The organism is Ancylomarina longa (assembly GCF_003996985.1).
Lineage (GTDB): Bacteria > Bacteroidota > Bacteroidia > Bacteroidales > Marinifilaceae > Ancylomarina_A > Ancylomarina_A longa.
The window spans coordinates 12,676-31,389 of record NZ_RJJX01000016.1 but is presented as its reverse complement, the minus strand read 5'-3'; the positions used below and the strand labels follow the sequence as shown (position 1 = coordinate 31,389).

The 18,714-nt window shown below is 36.1% G+C and carries 12 protein-coding genes and 1 riboswitch; of the genes, 9 read left to right on the top strand and 3 right to left on the bottom strand.

Going from position 1 to position 18,714, the window contains the following annotated elements; genetic code table 11:
* Window positions 1–128: 128 nt before the first annotated feature.
* Together DLK05_RS11525 and DLK05_RS11520 are read left to right on the top strand one after the other, a co-directional pair.
* Window positions 129–2,573: a TonB-dependent receptor gene (locus DLK05_RS11525; protein ID WP_127344156.1), complete on the top strand. Its 2,445-nt coding sequence runs from the start codon at window positions 129–131 to the stop codon at window positions 2,571–2,573.
* Window positions 2,574–3,187: 614 nt separating this feature from the next.
* Window positions 3,188–4,075, top strand: coding sequence for a DUF8429 coiled-coil domain-containing protein (locus DLK05_RS11520; RefSeq protein WP_127344155.1), 888 nt, complete (start codon window positions 3,188–3,190; stop codon window positions 4,073–4,075).
* Between the two features lie 88 nt (window positions 4,076–4,163).
* On the opposite strand, the gene glmS is transcribed toward DLK05_RS11520, so the two are convergent.
* Window positions 4,164–5,999 (bottom strand): glutamine--fructose-6-phosphate transaminase (isomerizing), encoded by a 1,836-nt coding sequence (gene glmS, locus DLK05_RS11515; RefSeq protein ID WP_127344154.1) that lies wholly within the window; start codon window positions 5,997–5,999, stop codon window positions 4,164–4,166.
* Between the two features lie 255 nt (window positions 6,000–6,254).
* Window positions 6,255–7,064, bottom strand: a complete 810-nt coding sequence (locus DLK05_RS11510; protein ID WP_127344153.1) for a glycogen/starch synthase — start codon at window positions 7,062–7,064, stop codon at window positions 6,255–6,257.
* Window positions 7,065–7,257: 193 nt separating this feature from the next.
* Between DLK05_RS11510 and panC the strand changes: the two genes are divergently transcribed.
* From panC to radA, 4 genes are all read left to right on the top strand, one after another.
* Window positions 7,258–8,097, top strand: a complete 840-nt coding sequence (panC, locus tag DLK05_RS11505; RefSeq protein WP_127344152.1) for a pantoate--beta-alanine ligase — start codon at window positions 7,258–7,260, stop codon at window positions 8,095–8,097.
* A gap of 17 nt (window positions 8,098–8,114) precedes the next feature.
* Window positions 8,115–8,465, top strand: a complete 351-nt coding sequence (panD, locus tag DLK05_RS11500) for an aspartate 1-decarboxylase (protein WP_127344151.1) — start codon at window positions 8,115–8,117, stop codon at window positions 8,463–8,465.
* Between the two features lie 166 nt (window positions 8,466–8,631).
* The gene (gene rfaE2 / locus DLK05_RS11495; RefSeq protein WP_127344150.1) at window positions 8,632–9,132 is read left to right on the top strand and encodes a D-glycero-beta-D-manno-heptose 1-phosphate adenylyltransferase; all 501 of its coding nucleotides are present in this window, start codon (window positions 8,632–8,634) and stop codon (window positions 9,130–9,132) included.
* Window positions 9,133–9,143: 11 nt separating this feature from the next.
* Window positions 9,144–10,511: a DNA repair protein RadA gene (gene radA / locus DLK05_RS11490; protein ID WP_127344149.1), complete on the top strand. Its 1,368-nt coding sequence runs from the start codon at window positions 9,144–9,146 to the stop codon at window positions 10,509–10,511.
* 239 nt (window positions 10,512–10,750) lie between these two features.
* Window positions 10,751–10,950: riboswitch (cobalamin riboswitch) on the bottom strand.
* A 44-nt stretch (window positions 10,951–10,994) separates the two neighbouring features.
* Here radA and DLK05_RS11485 read toward each other — a convergent pair.
* Window positions 10,995–13,361 carry a transglycosylase domain-containing protein gene (locus tag DLK05_RS11485; RefSeq protein ID WP_235831993.1) on the bottom strand — a complete coding sequence of 789 codons (2,367 nt, stop codon included), beginning with the start codon at window positions 13,359–13,361 and terminating at the stop codon, window positions 10,995–10,997.
* A gap of 210 nt (window positions 13,362–13,571) precedes the next feature.
* Here DLK05_RS11485 and topA point away from each other — a divergent pair, with 210 nt between their 5' ends.
* From topA to porK, 3 genes are all read left to right on the top strand, one after another.
* Window positions 13,572–16,007, top strand: coding sequence for a type I DNA topoisomerase (gene topA / locus DLK05_RS11480; protein WP_127344148.1), 2,436 nt, complete (start codon window positions 13,572–13,574; stop codon window positions 16,005–16,007).
* 375 nt (window positions 16,008–16,382) lie between these two features.
* Window positions 16,383–17,315, top strand: coding sequence for a PorP/SprF family type IX secretion system membrane protein (locus tag DLK05_RS11475; protein ID WP_209319847.1), 933 nt, complete (start codon window positions 16,383–16,385; stop codon window positions 17,313–17,315).
* 42 nt (window positions 17,316–17,357) lie between these two features.
* Complete coding sequence (porK, locus tag DLK05_RS11470; RefSeq protein ID WP_127344146.1) at window positions 17,358–18,692, top strand: T9SS ring complex lipoprotein PorK/GldK; 1,335 nt, start codon at window positions 17,358–17,360, stop codon at window positions 18,690–18,692.
* Window positions 18,693–18,714 lie beyond the last annotated feature (22 nt).

The window sequence follows — 18,714 nt, the reverse complement described above, 5'->3', positions numbered from 1 at the left end:
ACTAATTGTGGTATTCCACCATTTCGTTTAGTTAGGATATTTTGTGCAGCTTGATGAGCTGTGCTAGAATTCTATTGTGTGTATTGGCTGGAAAATAACAACAACAAATAATCTAAAAAAATAAAGAAATGAGAATAATAAAGTCTCTGGGCATTAGCATTGTCTTGCTAATTGTCGTGGTATTTTCTGTGTCAGCAAAGGATTTAACCTCTAGTATAAAAGGAAAAGTAACAGACCGTAATAGTAAGGAACCAATTCCTTATGCCAGTGTAGCATTGGAAGGATCTTCCTTTGGTGCAGTAACCGATTTCGATGGCGAATTTGTGATTGATAATGTACCCGTAGGACATTATCATGTAGTGGCAACTTGTGTTGGGTATAAATTAGATAAGCAGGAAATCAGTTTGGTAGATGGGAAAGCTGCAGTACTGGATTTTGGAATCAGCGAAGATTTTATTGGATTAGATCAGGTAGTGGTTACTGCCGACAGAAATAAGATAGCACGAAAGGATGCTCCTATAGTGGTAAACTCTATTTCAAGCAAATTACTAGAACAAACTTCAGCCGCTACACTTGCTGATGGATTGGTATTTACACCGGGTTTACGGGTAGAGAACGATTGTAATAATTGTGGATTTACACAGGTGCGAATGAATGGTTTGCAAGGGCCTTACACTCAAATTCTTATTAATAGTCGTCCTATTTTTAGTGGGTTGGCCGGTGTTTACGGATTAGAGCATATTCCTGCTAATATGATTCAACGTGTAGAGGTAGTGCGTGGAGGTGGTTCTGCACTATTCGGAGGGAATGCGATAGCCGGAACCATTAATATTATCACCAAAGATCCCATTAGTAATAGTTTTAAGGCAGGAGCTAAATATGGAATCGTAGGTATTGGTGCAAATGGTAGTGGTACTAGTAATGACATGTCGGTAGATTTTAATGCATCGGTAGTTGCAAATGACAAGCAAAGTGGAATCTTTATTTTTGGAATGAATCGGAATCGTGAAGATTGGGATGCCAACGGCGATGCTTATTCCGATTTGGTGAAAATTGAAAATATTAGTGCCGGATTGCGCGCGTATCATCGCTTTGGGAATTTAAGCAAGTTGACGCTTGAATACCATACCGTAGATGAATATCGAAGAGGTGGTGATCAGTTGGATTTACCTGCTCATGAAGCTAATGTAGCCGAAGAAGTACGTCATAGGATTAATTCAGGAGGTTTGGTTTTAGATCAGTTTTTTAATGAGGATAGAATTAGTAAACTGTCGGTTTATGCTTCGGGTCAGCAAATTAATCGAAAAAGCTACTATGGAGCAGCTACTTTGGAGGATGAAAATGGGAATGCCTTATCCGTTGCTATTCCGGATTATAGTGCCTACGGTAAAACGAAGGATTTGGCCTTATCTACAGGGATTCAGTTCTTTACAAAATCGGAGAATCTTCTTTTTGCTCCGGCAGATATTACCTTGGGGATAGAAAACGTGTATAATAGTTTAAAAGATGACAAATTAGGTTATTACAATTTCGAAGAGAATAAACATGTGCCAACCACAAATATTGCTGATCAAAGTTCAAATACTATTGGAGCTTTTGCACAAACAAAGTGGACTTTGGGTTTTGTAAATTTTCTGCTTGGGGTTCGGATGGATACTTATAAAATTAAGAATACCGTAGATGGTGCAGATTATTCCAATACTGTTTTCAGCCCACGAGCTAATGTATTATTCAATCTTTCTAAGGCAAGTCAGTTGCGGGTGAGTTACGCAAGTGGTTTCAGAGCACCTCAAATTTTCGATGAGGATTTACACATTGAGGCTTCTGCTGCCCGACGGATTATTCATAAATTAGACGATAATTTAAAAGAGGAGACTTCAGATAGTTATACGCTTTCATGGGATTACACCAAATCTATTGGAAAAGTTCAGACTTACTTTCTTGCGGAGGGATTTTATACTCATTTAAAAGATCCTTTTAAAAATGAATACAGCAATATAGATGAAAATGGAAATTTGGTTTCATTGCGAAAAAATGCAGATGATGCAGTAGTGCAGGGGGTGAATGTGGAGTTTAAATTAGCACCTTCCTATAAACTCGATTTTCAATTGGGATTTACTTTGCAGTCCAGTAAGTATGATGAGGCTAGCGATCAGGGCGAAGATGATGAGGTGGCAAATAGTACCACCGACGAAATTTTGCGAACTCCTAAACGTTACGGATATTTTGCTTTAAATTGGAAACCTCTTCACGAATTTACTACTACGCTTAGTGGTAATTATACCGGAGCGATGACATTAATGCATTTGTCGGGAGGAGAGGATAAATATGGAAATGAAATTCAGGAGAGTTTGGTGAAGACAAAACAATTTATGGATTTGGGTATCAACTTTGCATATCATTTTGATTTAGGTAGAGAAGTGAAATTGCAATTAGATCTTGGAGTGAAGAATATATTTAATTCTTTCCAAAATGATTTTGATTATGGAGCTTCGCGGGATGCCGGATATGTTTATGGTCCGTTAAATCCCCGAATCATCTATTTGGGTGTGAAAATTGGAAATATTTTGTAGCGAAATATTGCATTTTTTTCATTAAAAAACGATAATATTTAATAATCCGGGGCAAGTACTAATGTGGTATTTGTCCCGTTTTTGGTTTTCTTAAAGATGTGTTTTTCGAAATATACCCCCTTTCGGGATCAACATACCCCTTCCGGTTGAAAAATATATAGCTTGTCGGTATAGAAATAGGCTATATTTTCAAAAATATATCGATTGTGTGAATTGTAAATGGCTCTTTTTTTAAAAATATATCCCCTTTTGGGGCAAGTTTTGAAGCCACGAAGTGGTTTAATTTGACTAACCGTGGGGAAAACCCATGGCTTGCATACTTTTAGAGTTGTAAGTTAAATATTCAACCCTTGATTCGAATTTGTTAATGAGCAACAGCCTTGCGCAATATTTATAGCTTAATATTTTATGCCATATCAAAAGGTGCAGCGCACCGAAATATTACATGCTTGTATTTTTCAAATGCGATTGTTTTGCTAGTTTAATAAAATCAAGATGTTTTTTGCAGATTCATATTTCAATTTTAGGCAAGCTTACAAACAAATAGGAGTCCAAATCTTCTATTTTAAAAAAGATAAGTAAATTTGCACCAAAGCATTAAAAATACAAGTTTTATGACGGAAAATGGAGTAAACGAAAGGAAGGATAAGATTTATAAAGGAGTTCTGATTGGACTTGGTGCTATTCTTCTGATTGTTGCCGGGATGTATTTTATGGAACATCGCGAGAATAAAAGATATATTGGTGAGATAACAACCGAGAAATTAAGTTTGGAAAATGAGCTGAAACTTCTTTCTCAGGATTACGATTCTTTGCAGACTAGTAACGATACTTTGAATGTTCAGTTGAAAATGGAACAGGGGAAAATATCTGAGTTATTGGAACGAATGAAGGTTTTTCGAAATAATTCATATGCCGAAATCAATAAATATAAGAGAGAATTGGGCACATTAAAAGGTGTTCTAAAAGATTACATTGTTCAAATAGATTCTTTAAATACTCGTAACAAACTACTTTTTGCAGAAAACTCACGCGTAAAAAAACAGATTTCCTGGGTGAAAGAGCGAAATGAGAAGCTACAGGAATCGACGGATAATATGAAGGAGGTAATCAGTAAGGCTTCTGCACTGGATGTGATGAGTCTTACCTGTTATCCTATCAATAAAAAAGGGAAGGAAATTAAGAAGATTTCCAAAACCAAAAAACTGAAAACAAGCTTTACACTTCGAAAGAATATTACGGCTGCAACTGGTGTTAAAGAGCTATTTGTTCGAATTAGCAGACCAGATGAAGTGGTTCTGGGAAATCCGGATAACGGCTTATTTGAATTTGAAAATATCCAATTGGTATATACTGCAAAGCGTGAAGTAGATTACGAGGGAGATCAACTGGAAGTCGCCATTTTTTGGGATAACGATGGAAGTTTAATTCCCGGAGAATATAAAGTGGATGTTTTCGTAGAGGGAAATCATATCGGAACTTCTCAATTTATTTTGAAATAAGCATTCCTCAATATTTGTTGGGAAGTCAACGGGATATAAAAAGAGGCAAGTGATAAACTTGCCTCTTTTGTCATTTATAGGTAATGTCTTATTCTACAGTAACTGATTTTGCCAGGTTTCTTGGCTGATCCACATTACATCCTCTTAAAACAGCGATGTAATAGGAAATTAACTGGAATGGAATAACGGTTAATAATGGAGCTAATGCTTCCTGTGTCTCCGGAATTTCAATCACATAGTCGGCCATCTTGCTGATTACCGAATCTCCTTCAGTAACAATAGCAATCACATGTCCTTTTCGGGCTTTTACTTCCTGAATATTACTAACAATTTTCTCGTAGGATTTATCTTTTGTTGCTGCAACAAAAACAGGCATTTGTTCATCTATCAGTGCAATAGGACCATGTTTCATTTCAGCAGCAGGATATCCTTCTGCATGGATATAGGAGATTTCCTTTAATTTTAAAGCGCCTTCCAATGCTACTGGGAATAAATATCCACGTCCCAAATAAAGGGCATTGGTTGAATCAACATATTGCTTTGATAATTCTTTTATTTCAGCATCCTTTTCTAAAATTTTCTTGATTTTAGCAGGTAGCTTTCCAAATTCCTGAATTAATTTGTGGTACTCCTCTTTTGGTAAGGTACCTTTTCTATATCCTACTACCATTGCCATCATGGTAAGAACTGTTACCTGCGCTGTAAATGCTTTGGTGGAGGCAACTCCAATTTCTGGTCCGGCGTGTGTGTAAACACCGGCATGTGTTTCTCTCGGAATACTGGAACCTACAACATTACAAATTCCTAAAACCGTTGCTCCTGCTTCTTTGGCTAATTTAATTGCTGCCAAGGTATCTGCGGTTTCCCCACTCTGACTAATGGCGAGTACAATATCATCTTTAAATATTACTGGGTTTCTATAACGAAATTCAGAGGCATATTCTACTTCTACAGGAATTCTGGCGAACTCTTCAAATAGATATTCTCCTACCATTCCTGCATGCCAGGAAGTTCCGCAACCAATAATTAAGATTCTTCTGGCATTTACTAATTTGGGAATCACATCATTTATTCCGCCTAAAAAAACTTCGTTGTTCTTGGTGGAAACTCTACCTCTGATGGTATCATGAATTGAACTGGATTGCTCAAATATCTCCTTAAGCATGAAATGATCATAGCCACCCTTTTCAATTTGTTCAATGTCCAAGTCTAGTTGCTGAATATGAGGTGTTAATTTGCCATTTTGAACCGTTTTCAGTACCAACTCATCTCTGCTAATAATTGCAACATCATTATCGTTTAGGTAGATAACACTTTGGGTATATTCAATAATTGGGGTTGCATCTGATGCTAAAAAATATTCTCCCTCACCAACACCAACAACTAGCGGACTACCCTTCCTGGCAGCAATCAACTGATTTGGTTCATCTTCGCAAATCACCACCAATCCATAGGCTCCAATTACTTTTGTAAGCGCTAAACGAACCGCTATCTCTGAAGAAACTCCTCCTTTTAAATAAATGTATTCGATCAGGTTCGCTAATACTTCTGTGTCAGTATCACTTTGGAAAGTATAACCTCGCTTCTCCAATTTCTCCTTAAGAGTAGAATAATTTTCGATGATACCATTGTGAATAATGACAAACTTATTATTCATTGAACTATGAGGATGCGCATTTGCATCATTTGGTTCTCCGTGAGTTGCCCAGCGTGTGTGACCAATCCCTAGTGTTCCTGACACATCACTACCTTTTACATGATTTTCAAGATCCTGAACCTTGCCTTTGCATTTAAAAACCTGAGTTTGATTTGTACGAAGTGCTATTCCTGCTGAATCATAACCTCGATATTCCAATCTTTTTAGACCATTTACTAATATTGGATATGCATCTCTACTGCCAATGTAACCAACTATTCCACACATAAATATTAATGTTTCAGTTTCGGTACCACACGAAACCAGTTCGCAATTTGTATTGAATTAAAACAACTCACAAGTCTTATTATTCCTTACAGGATATTTTCTTGCGGATGATATATAATTATCATAAATTTCCCTCTAAAAATACAATAAGTTGAACAATCAGCCAAACATCGTTGTTATTTTTACGAAGTACAAAAAAGGTGCATTCAACCTTTTGATTTAATGCACCTTTTTTCTTAATAAAATGATATTTGTTTATTCTGCTACTAGTGTATCATACAACTCAGCATAAGCAGTAATATATTCTTCTTTATTCTTGTGATCCAAAAATGGTTTTCCTGAAGCTAAAGCGTATGCTTTTATTTCTTCATTAATTTTTGGACTTCCCATGATAATAGCATCAGATTGATCAATCGCAATTTTGTGTAAGGAAACATAGTTTGCATTTTCCAGTATTTCCACATCCTTTTCACTCACACCTTCCACAATTGATTTCCTCTTAAATTCATTACTGAAACGTGTAGGGAATTCATCATCATAAATGGAAAATACCACTTTTGTATCTGTAAATAAAGGATCCTCGTTAAATGCTTTTTTCAAATATAAAGGAACTAAACCCGTAAACCATCCTTGACAATGTACCACATCGGGAGCCCAGCGAAGTTTTTTTACTGTTTCCAAAACACCTCTTGCAAAGAAAATAGCTCTTTCATCATTATCAGCAAAGCCATCTCCATTTTCTTCCAATAAGATCTTTTTTCTATGGAAATAATCTTCGTTATCGATAAAATACACCTGCATTCTGGCGGCTTGAATTGATGCAACTTTAATAATTAATGGATGATCTGTGTCATCAATTATTAAATTCATTCCAGACAAACGGATTACCTCGTGTAACTGATTTCTCCTTTCATTGATACAACCGTATCGTGGCATGAAGGTTCTTATTTCTTTACCTTGTTCTTGAATTCCCTGAGGAAGATATCGGCCTATCTCAGACATTTCGGATTCAGGAAGGTAGGGGGTAATTTCTTGTGAAACAAACAATACTTTTGTCTTTTTCATATAGTCGCTAATATTAATACAGATTATGAGCGCAAAATTAGTAAAAATATTTAACAAATCGGAGGTCAGAAGAGTGTTAAAGCTCCTACAATACAATTAAATGCATTTATAATTTCGCTTGTATTTATTTATTTATTTTATTTGCACTCGCAAACAAAAATCTATAGGATTTATTAATGATTAGCATAAGAAGATGGAAATAGTAAAGCTTGTAGCTGATTTGAAGTCTAAAATCAGTAGCTATAAATCTAAAGGAAAAAGTATTGGCTTTGTTCCTACCATGGGTGCTTTGCATCGAGGACATTTGTCTTTGACGAAGGAATCTGTGAAAAATAATGATGTTACTGTCGTTAGTATTTTTGTGAATCCAACACAGTTTAATAATCCTGATGATTTAAAAACTTATCCCAGGACTATTACGGAAGACTTGGACAAGTTATCAGCTTATCAACCGGATCTTATTTTTATTCCGGAGGTGGAGGAAATATATCCGGAATCCGATTCCCGTGTTTTTAAATTTGGGCATTTAGATCAGGTAATGGAAGGAAAAAACCGTCCTGGTCATTTTAATGGAGTGGCACAGGTGGTAAGCAAACTTTTTAATATGGTGGAGCCGGATAACGCTTATTTTGGAAGAAAGGATTTTCAACAAGTGGCTGTTATTAAGCAGATGGTGAAGGATCTTCACTTAAGTGTAAGTGTTGTAGCCTGCCCAATCATTAGAGAAACAGATGGTTTGGCAATGAGTTCCAGGAATCTTTTACTTTCTTTAGAAGAGCGAAAAAATGCATCAAAAATATCTGAAACTTTATTTAAAGCTCGTAACTTAGTGCCCGCTTTAAGCGTAATTGAATTGAGGGACTGGGTTATTGAAGAAATCAATAAAAACCCATATCTTTCGGTCGAATATTTTGAGATTGTGGATGACACAAAGCTGCTCCCGATAGAAAGCTGGGAGGACACAAATGAAAAAATTGGCTGTATTACTGTTCAGGTGGGAAAAGTGAGGCTAATTGATAATGTTACTTTTTAATATTAGTTGAGGATAATATGTACATTGAAGTTTGTAAATCGAAGATTCATAAAGCAACAGTAACCAATGCTGATTTGCAGTATGTTGGTAGCGTTACCATTGATGAAGATCTTATGGATGCGGCCAATGTGATCGAAAATGAAAAAGTTCAAATTGTTAATGTAAACAATGGAGAACGATTGGAAACCTACGTCATTCGCGGGGAAAGAGGATCTGGTGTGATTTGTTTAAACGGTCCTGCTGCTCGGAAATGCGCTGTTGGTGATGTGGTAATTATTATTTCTTATGCCTCAATGGAATTTGAAGAAGCTAAGAGCTGGGAGCCTTACTTGGTCTTCCCGGATACTGCAACCAACAAATTGATTTAAAGAAATTAAAATATTTTAATGAAGGCTGTTCCTGTGAGCAGCCTTTTTTGTTGTCTGATTATTTTAAAAGGTATGATTCTGCATCCTCTAAATAAAGGGATTGGTATTCATCAATAAAATGAATAATTTGCAGGCATCTATTTAGTCATCCACAAAAAGATAATAAATGAAACCTCTGGATATCATTAAAAATAAAATAATTTTTGAGAAGGAAAAGGCTCTTAATGCGCTGCAAGTTTGGCGTTTTAGAGAGGATAAAATCGTTTTCACCAATGGTTGTTTCGATATCGTTCATCGTGGGCATCTGGAGTATTTGGCAAATGCTGCCTCTTTGGGAACAAAAATGGTAATTGGTTTAAATACCGATGCTTCAGTGCAGGTTTTGAAGGGTGCAAACCGACCCATTAATGATGAATATTCCCGAGCTTTGCTTTTGGCATCCTTAGGATTTGTTGATATGATTATTCTCTTTGGGGAGCAAACGCCTTATGATTTAATCAATTTTGTTCAGCCTGATATTTTGGTGAAAGGAAGCGATTATAAAGCTGAGGATATTGTTGGATATGACATCGTTAAAGCAAAAGGTGGTGAAATTAAAACACTTGATTTTATAGAAGGATTTTCCTCTACTTCCATCATCGATAAAATTATCAATTCCAGTAAATGAATTAGAAGTATATGGCTGCAAAAACAAAAAGTGCCTGGTTTTGTCAAAATTGTGGAGTAGAATCGCCTAAATGGGTTGGTAAATGTCCCTCCTGCGGAGAATGGAATTCCTTTGTCGAAGAGATTGTTGTAAAGTCTAAATCTACCAATTTGGTTGGCTCTCGTTCCAAGACAAAGAATAAGCCTTTAAAAATATCAGAAATATCTTCCTCTGAAGAGAAAAGGTATGATACGAAAAGTCTGGAGCTAAATCGGGTTTTGGGAGGTGGATTGGTGCCAGGTTCTTTAATATTGATAGGAGGTGAGCCGGGAATTGGAAAATCTACGCTGGCTTTGCAAATCGCGCTTCATTTAAAAAATTATACCACTTTATATGTTTCCGGCGAGGAAAGTGCGCAACAGATCAAGCTTCGGGGAAATCGAATTAATTCGGATAACGAAAACTGCTTGATTGTGAGTGAAACTGCAATGGAGAATATTTTTTCACACATAAAGAACACCGATCCGGATATTGTAGTGATCGATTCTATTCAAACTCTGGCCACAGAGAATATTGATTCGGGCCCGGGAAGCGTTTCTCAGATTCGTGAGTGTACCTCGCAGTTATTGCGATTTGCAAAGGAATCCTCTACACCAGTAATCCTTATTGGTCACATCACGAAGGATGGTAGTTTGGCCGGCCCTAAGATTTTAGAGCATATGGTTGATACGGTACTTCAATTTGAAGGAGATCAAAATCATATGTATCGGATATTGCGATCCACTAAAAACCGTTTTGGCTCAACTGCCGAAATGGGTATTTACGAGATGCAACATACAGGACTTCGCGAAGTTTCTAACCCCTCGGAATTGTTACTTTCACAATCAGACGAGAGTTTGAGTGGTGTAGCTATCTCTGCTTCGATAGAAGGTATGCGACCCTTTTTAATTGAGATACAGGCTTTGGTGAGTTCTGCTGCTTATGGCACCCCGCAGAGATCTTCTACTGGATTTGATTTGCGCAGAATGAATATGCTTTTGGCAGTTCTGGAAAAGCGAGCCGGATTTCGATTATCAACAAAAGATGTTTTTTTGAATATTGCCGGTGGAATTAAGGTGAATGATCCGGCAATTGATTTGGCTGTTATTATTGCTGTTCTATCATCGAGTACCGATATTGCTATCCCTAAAGAAGTTTGTTTTACAGGAGAGATAGGATTGTCGGGAGAAATTAGACCAGTGAACCGAATCGATCAGCGAATTGGAGAGGCAGAAAAGCTAGGCTTCAAACAGATTTTTATTCCCAAAAACAATTCTAAAGGACTGGATATATCTAAATTTAAGATCAAAGTTCATCTGGTAAGCAAGGTTGGGCAAGTGTTTCAGATCTTATTTAAATAGTGTTAGCTATCAGAATAATGCTGAAAAGTAAACGCCTAAAGAATAAAGTAAAGGGTACGAAGTATAGTAAAGTGCACGAATAAGTATTCCTGATCAAAAAAAAGAGGATACCCATGGCAGGATATCCTCTACAGTAAACAGTTACTATGAATTTTCGATTCGAATATGGCGATTCGAATGCGCTAGCATCGGAATAGAAAGAAATAAACTGAATCTTTCTGCTTTTCTTACCCGAAAGCTACAATCCATGATTACAGGTAGGTCTTCTGGCTTATTCCGGTTTTAAACACCTTCCCATTCCATCAAGAACAGTGGTAATATTGCTCAAAACACAGATTCACAAATGCGAATCGGAAATTACAGCTGCGGGGACAGCTCCTGCTTTAAACAGGATTCCCTATTATTCCCTAAAATGGAAACCTGAATCTCGATACAATTTTAAAGAATTTATATGGTTCTTCCAATTAAATATTGTCTTCTAATTTAAAAGAAATCTTCCTCTTCGGATTGTTTTAAATCTTTGTTTTTTGTATCGCTAGAATCATCACAATTAAGATTTAGAATCATGCCGCGGGGTTTTTCAAAATTTCCCTGATAGATATTTAATTGCTTGTCGGCATATACTTTTTGCATATATAAAGCCCAAATAGGAAGTGCCATATTCGCACCTTGCCCCAGTCTAATTTCCTCGAAGTGGATTGCTCGGTCTTCTGCTCCCACCCAGACACCGGAAACCAATTCGGGAGTGACTCCCATAAACCAACCATCGGAGTGGTTCTGAGTCGTTCCTGTCTTTCCACCGATAGGATTGTTCAATCCATATTTGAGTCTTGCTCGAATTCCGGTTCCTCTCTGCACTACTCCTTGCAACAGGTTGGTCATTAAGTAGGCCGTCTTTTCACTCATAACTTCCCTTTTTTGAGGTATCGATTGAGCGATAATATTTCCTTTACTATCTTCAATCTTTTCAATAAATCGAGGCTTTATATAAACTCCTTTATCGGCAAAAGTTCCGTAAGCACCGACCATCTCGTAAACAGAAATTTCTGATGTTCCTAGAAAGATAGAAGGCACCGGATCCATTCTGCTAATCACACCCATTTTATGAGCCATTGCTACCACCGATTCAGGCGTTGTTTGTTTTAAAACCCAGCCTGATATATTATTTACCGAGTGTGCGAGACCCCATCTTAGAGTTACCATTTCACCAGTTTTCTTAGAGGTTGAATTTCTCGAAGCCCATGGAGTTCCGTCAGGTAAAATGAATGTTTGAGGAATGTTAGGGACTTTGTCGCAAGGACTTAAGCCCTCTTTCATGGCTAGTGTATATAAAAATGGTTTAATGGTAGAACCAACCTGTCGTTTCCCTTTCGTAACCATGTCGTACATAAAATGCTTGTAATTAGGACCACCAACATAAGCACGAACTTCACCGGTTTGAGGAACCATCGACATAAATCCAACACGAAGAAATCCCTTATAATATAGCATGGAATCATTTGGACTGAAAAGTGTGTCGCGTTCCCCTGTCCAAGTAAATATTTTCATTTTGATAGGGGTCTTGAATACTTCGCGAATGGAATCGAGAGATAATCCCTTTTTGCGCAAAACACGATACCTTTCGCTTCTTTTCATCGATAATTCCATGTTGTGTTCAACATCTTCATTCGATAAGTCGTCAGAAAATGGAGGATTGCGATGTTTTTCTTTTTCTCTATCGAAAGCTTTTTGAAGATCTAGACCTAAATGTTCACTTACAGCTTCCTCTGCATATTTTTGCATTCGGGAATCTAGTGTTGTATAGATTTTTAAACCATCCTTATAAATATTGTATGGTGTACTGTCTGCTTTTTGATTTTTGTTGCACCATCCATAAAATGGATTATTCTCCCATTCTAATGAATCTTCAACAAAGCGTTGATATGCATACGTTGGATAGTGTTCTCGTTGTGGTTTATTTGCGGTAAGCGAAGTTCGTAAATACTCTCTAAAGTAAGGAGCCATTCCTCTTTTGTGATCGACCTTTTGATAATCAATACCAAGAGGTGTATTCTTTAGAGAATCGTATTGCTGGCTTGATAGATAATCATATTTCACCATTTGTGATAGTACTACATTCCTTCGTTCTAAGGTGAGCTCAGGTCTCCGAAGTGGGTTGTAGTAGGAGGAATTTTTCGCCATACCTACTAACATAGCAGCCTGCTCAATTTTTAAAGAATCTGGAGTTGTGTTAAAATAGACATTTGCAGCAGATTTGATACCAACAGCAAGATTTAAGAAATCATACTTGTTGAAGTACATCGTTAATATTTCTTCTTTGGTATAGCTTCGTTCTAGATTAACGGCTATCACCCATTCCCGAAATTTTCGAAACACAATATCCAACTTATTCTTAAAATGTTCTCGGGGAAATAGCATTTTGGCCAACTGTTGAGATATCGTACTTCCTCCACCTGCATTTTTATTTCCAGTTGCCAGACCTTTTAAAACTCGCATTAAACCACGAATATCTACACCAGAATGTTCTTTATAACGAACATCTTCGGTTGCTATAAGCGCATCAACTAAATACGGAGATAATTCTTCATATTTTACAAATGAACGATTTTGATAATAGAATTTACCTAAAAGTATACTATCCGAAGAGTATACTTCTGTTGCCAGACTACTTTGTGGGTTTTCTAACTCCTCAAAGCTCGGCATAAAACCAAATGTACCTTTGGATACTCCTGCAAAAAAGAAGACGACTAATAAAATTCCTATCAAAAAAACGGACCAGAATATTATTAATGGTTTTTTGTTCATTTTTATAGATTGCTGTGATTGATTATTTGAATCGTTCTTAGACATTTTTTCTTTTCATTACTTAGAATTGAGCTGTAAAAATAGCAAATAATATTCGAACTAAAATTTCTGGTTTTTCTTACCGATATTCTGTTTTTTTAGTTGCTTACTTAGTATCTAAACAAAAAATAAGTGCCACAAAATTTTGAACTTAGGAAGCTTATTGTTTTACTTTGCAAAAAATTTAACCTAAACTTTCCAAAGCAAAGATACGAAATGGTAGAGAATTTAGTAATAGTTGAGTCCCCGGCAAAAGCAAAAACTATCGAGAAGTTTTTAGGAAAAGACTACGTGGTGAAGTCCAGCTTTGGTCATATTCGGGATTTGGAGAAGAAGGATTTTGGAATTGATATTCAAAATAATTTCACACCAAAATATATTGTTTCTACCGATAAGAAAAAGGTAGTTGCAGAACTTAAAAAATTAGCAAAAGATGCTCAGACAGTTTGGATAGCATCTGATGAGGACCGCGAGGGAGAGGCTATTGCATGGCATCTTTTTGAGGTACTTAAGCTTAAAAAGGAAAATACAAAAAGAATTGTTTTTCATGAGATCACGAAGGATGCGATTCTGAATGCTATTCAAAATCCACGTCAAATTGATGAGAATCTTGTTAATGCTCAGCAAGCAAGAAGAATTCTGGATCGTTTGGTTGGTTTTGAAATTTCACCTGTTCTTTGGAAAAAGGTGAAACCACAACTTTCAGCTGGTAGAGTGCAATCTGTTGCTGTTCGCTTAATTGTGGAAAGAGAACGTGAAATTATCGCTTTTAAGGCAGAATCTTTTTATAAGCTGGCAGCTAACTTTACAATTATAGAAGAAAATGGAATCGTTAAGACTTTAAAGGCAGAATTTCCTAAGAGATTTTCTACCAGAGAAGAAACATTGGCATTCTTGGAAAGTTGTAAAAACGCATCTTACAAAGTGGCTGAAATTGAGAAAAAACCTGCTGTTAGAAAGCCTGCAGCTCCTTTTACAACGTCTACATTACAACAGGAAGCAAGTAGAAAGTTGGGCTTTTCGGTTTCGCAAACAATGACAATAGCACAACGATTGTACGAAGCAGGAAATATCACTTACATGAGAACCGATTCGGTAAATTTAGCAGATACAGCTTTGGTCGCAGCTAAAGAGGAAATTACCAAACTTCATGGTGCGGAGTATGTGAAGATTAGAAAATATAAAACTAAAAATAAAGGAGCACAGGAAGCTCACGAGGCTATTCGCCCCACCTACCTAAATAGAGAACAAATAAGCGGGGAATCCAATGAAATTAGACTTTATAATCTTATTTGGAAGAGAACCATCGCTTCTCAAATGAGTGATGCTAAACTTGAAAAAACCAATATAAAAATAGGTATTTCTACAAATGGCAAGCAATTTATTGCCAGTGGAGAAATGATTAAATTTGACGGTTTCTTGAAAGTATATATGGAATCTTCGGATGATGAAAATCAAAAGCGGGAAGAAACCTTATTGCCAAATGTTAAAGTTCAGGATATTCTAGAGGCAGAATTAATAAATGCAACTCAGAATTTCACTTATAAAGCTCCAAGATATACCGAAGCAAGTTTGGTGAAGAAATTAGAGGAGTTGGGGATTGGTCGACCTTCTACTTACGCTCCAACAATTACAACAATCCAAAATAGGGGTTATGTTGTAAAAGAATCCAGAGATGGACAGGAGCGTCAATACGAAATTATCACTTTAAAATATAATTCACTTTCAGAATCTGTTAAAACTCAAATTACTGGAGCTGAGAAGAAAAAATTATTCCCTACTGATATAGGAATGGTTGTTACTGATTTTTTAAGTAAATATTTCCCTAATATCATGAATTATAATTTCACCGCTGATGTGGAAAAAGAATTTGATGATATCGCTTTAGGTAAATTAATTTGGCATGAAATGATTGCTAAATTTTATCATCCATTTCATGATAATGTTGAAAATACATTAGAAAAGTCGGAAAGATCAACCGGGGAGAGAATTTTAGGAGAGGATCCAAAAACAGGAAAGGTGATATTGGTTAGAATTGGAAGGTATGGTCCGATGGCTCAATTAGGGGAGACACCAGCAGATAAAGAAGGAGAAGCCCCGAAATTTGCGAGTTTGAGAATAGGACAACATCTCGAAACTATAACATTGGAAGAAGCAATTGATTTATTCAAGTTGCCACGGGATTTAGGCGTTTATGAGGATAAAAAAGTTGTTGTAGCTATTGGGCGTTTCGGTCCTTATGTGCGTCACGATGGTAAATTTGCATCTCTTAAGAAAGATATCGATGATCCGATGGAAATTGATTTAGAGAGAGCAATTATTCTCATCGAGGAAAAAAGAGAAAAAGACAGATTGAAGCATATTAAGTCATTTGAGGAAGATGCCGAACTTCAAATATTAAATGGTAGATGGGGTCCTTATATTTCTTATAATAAAGAAAATTATAGACTTGCTAAAGATATTGAAGATCCTAAAGCATTAACTTATGAAGAATGTTTGAAGATAATTAAAAGTAGTCCGAAAAAGAAAACTGGTAAGGTGACTAAAAAGACCACGGCTAAAAAGACTACTATAAAGAAAACTTCTGCAACAAAAAAGACTACGACAAAGAAGGCTTCTGCAGTAAAAAAGACGTCAAAAGCTAAAAAATAAAAAAAATATAAAAAAAGAAAAGGGGCTGTTCAGGGTGTGGATAGCCCCTTTTTATTGGAATGTAGCAATATTTCAGTTTTGAATGGAGAGTATTATTGTTAATTCAATTTTTAAAAAGTAAAATTTCATTAACAAAATAATAAAAACATCGTAAATAAGGATTACATTCTCAATAAGCTAATGTGATTTTGTTTTTTTTTAAAAGGTTAAAATTTGTTTAGCTTAATGTATTTAGTTCATTAATATTTTAGAAATAGATAAATGATAAATGTTGATAAAAGTGCCTGAACCTCTGATAAAACTTGTAAGGAATATTTATTTTTATTTACTTTACTCCTCACAGTTTTTGAACATTACTGAGCAATAATGTCTTTCATGAAAAAATTATTTTTCTTCATAATAATAACCTGTTTAGGCTTTAATTTAAAGGCGCAACAAGACCCGCAATTTAGTCAGAATATGTTTAATATATTGTCTGTAAATCCTGCGTTTGCAGGTGCTGAAGAGGAAATTGTGGCATCGGCAATTAATAGACAGCAATGGGTTGGATTTGATAATGCCCCTGTGACAACTGTTTTTAATTTAAGCACTCCTGTTCATTTTGCAGGAAGAAGTCATGGAATAGGTTTAAGTATTATTCGAGACGAATTGGGACTGGAGAAAAATACTGGAATTCGATTTAGCTACGCATATCAAAAAAAACTAAATTCAGGCTCATTATTTTTTGGGCTTAGTTTTGGATTTCAAAATAATGCCTTAAAAGGGGAATGGTTTGTTCCGGATGGTGATGAATACACTAGCATAGAACAAGATTTAGGATCTACTTCGGTAGATGGAAGTAAGATGGTTTTTGATTCTGGGTTGGGAATTTTTTATCAAACAGATAACCTTTATGTGGGTGCTTCCGTAACGCATCTTACAAAACCAAATATAGGATATAGTGAGTCTGTTGAAATTTATCTATCGAGACATTACTATGCTATGGCAGGTTATAGATACGAATTGACTGATTCATGGGAAATATTGCCATCCGTATTTTATAAAACCGATGCAGTAGTTTCTCAAATTGATATAAACACAAATATAAGGTACAATAAAAAGATTTGGGCAGGCGTTTCATATAGGATCGATGATGCTATTGTTGGAATGATTGGAACTTTGTTTAGTAATGGAATTCAGATTGGATATGCTTACGATGTATCTATATCCAAAATTGCAAAAGGTTCTCATGAATTTCTATTAGCTTATAGATTCAATACTAAAATTGCTGGCCGAAAACAAAAATATAAGAGTATTCGATTTTTATAAAAACATTAAAAATCTGTGCATAGCACGCATTATAAAACCACTATGAATAAATTACTTACAATACTTTGTGTAACTGTTTTGTTATTCTTGTCCAGTTGTGGAAAACGAACTGGTAACGGAGAGCTTGTTGGTGCTGGCCAAAGAGGAAAATGGTTTGAACCTAAACCTTATGGAATGGTATCGGTGCCAAGAGGAAGTTTCACAATGGGACCAAATGATCAGGATGTTGCTTGGGCATTGAATGCAACCGCAAAAACGGTTTCTGTGGAATCATTTTGGATGGACGAAACGGAGATTACAAATAATGAGTATCGTCAATTTGTAAATTGGGTTCGGGATTCAATCGCACGCCAATTATTAGGACAACAGTTTGAAGAGTTTCTAATTGCTGAGGATCAAAATGGAAATCCTATTGACCCTCCTTTTATCAACTGGGATGAAAAGTTAGAGTGGGATAATGAGGAATATACTGAAATTTTAGATGAGATGTATTTGCCTGCTCAGGAACGATTCTTTAGAAATAAAGAAATAGATTCTCGTAAATTGAAGTATCAGTACGAGTGGGTTGACTTAAAACAGGCAGCAAAAAAATCTAATCGTTATAATTACGAAACTGGTGAGTATGAAGGCATGGTGGATGATTATAAGGGAGGCCGTAAAAAAATTGAAGACAGATCTTCCTTTATAATGAAGGAGGCTCTTAATATTTATCCGGATACTCTATGTTGGATACAGGATTTCACCTATTCGTATAATGATCCTTGGACCAAACAATATTTTTGGCATCCAGGTTATGATGATTATCCCGTTGTAGGGGTATCATGGAAACAGGCTACGGCTTTTTGTATTTGGAGAACACGTTTTCACAACTCAGCATTAAAAGCGGAAGGTGATTATCCAGTGCAGGACTATAGATTGCCTACGGAATCAGAATGGGAATATGCCGCTAGAGGTGGATTGGCTTTGAACATGTATCCTTGGGGAGGTCCTTATACAAGAAATGATAAAGGCTGTTTTCTTGCGAATTTTAAACCACTTCGTGGAAATTACGTAGACGATGGTGGACTAGTAACTCTTCCTGTTGGTAGTTATGAACCAAATGAATTTGGTCTATACGATATGGCAGGTAATGTTGCAGAATGGACATCAGGTGCATATGATGAATCCGCCTATTCATTTACGCACGATATGAATCCAAATTATGAATACAATGCATTGCCAGATGATCCTCCAGCTTTGAAAAGAAAAGTGATTCGAGGTGGATCATGGAAGGATATAGGATATTATTTGCAATGTGCTACCAGAACGTATGAATATCAAGATACAGCTAAATCGTATATTGGATTCCGCTGCGTAAGAACTCATTTAGGTAAATAATTTACTGGTAATCTATTTATTT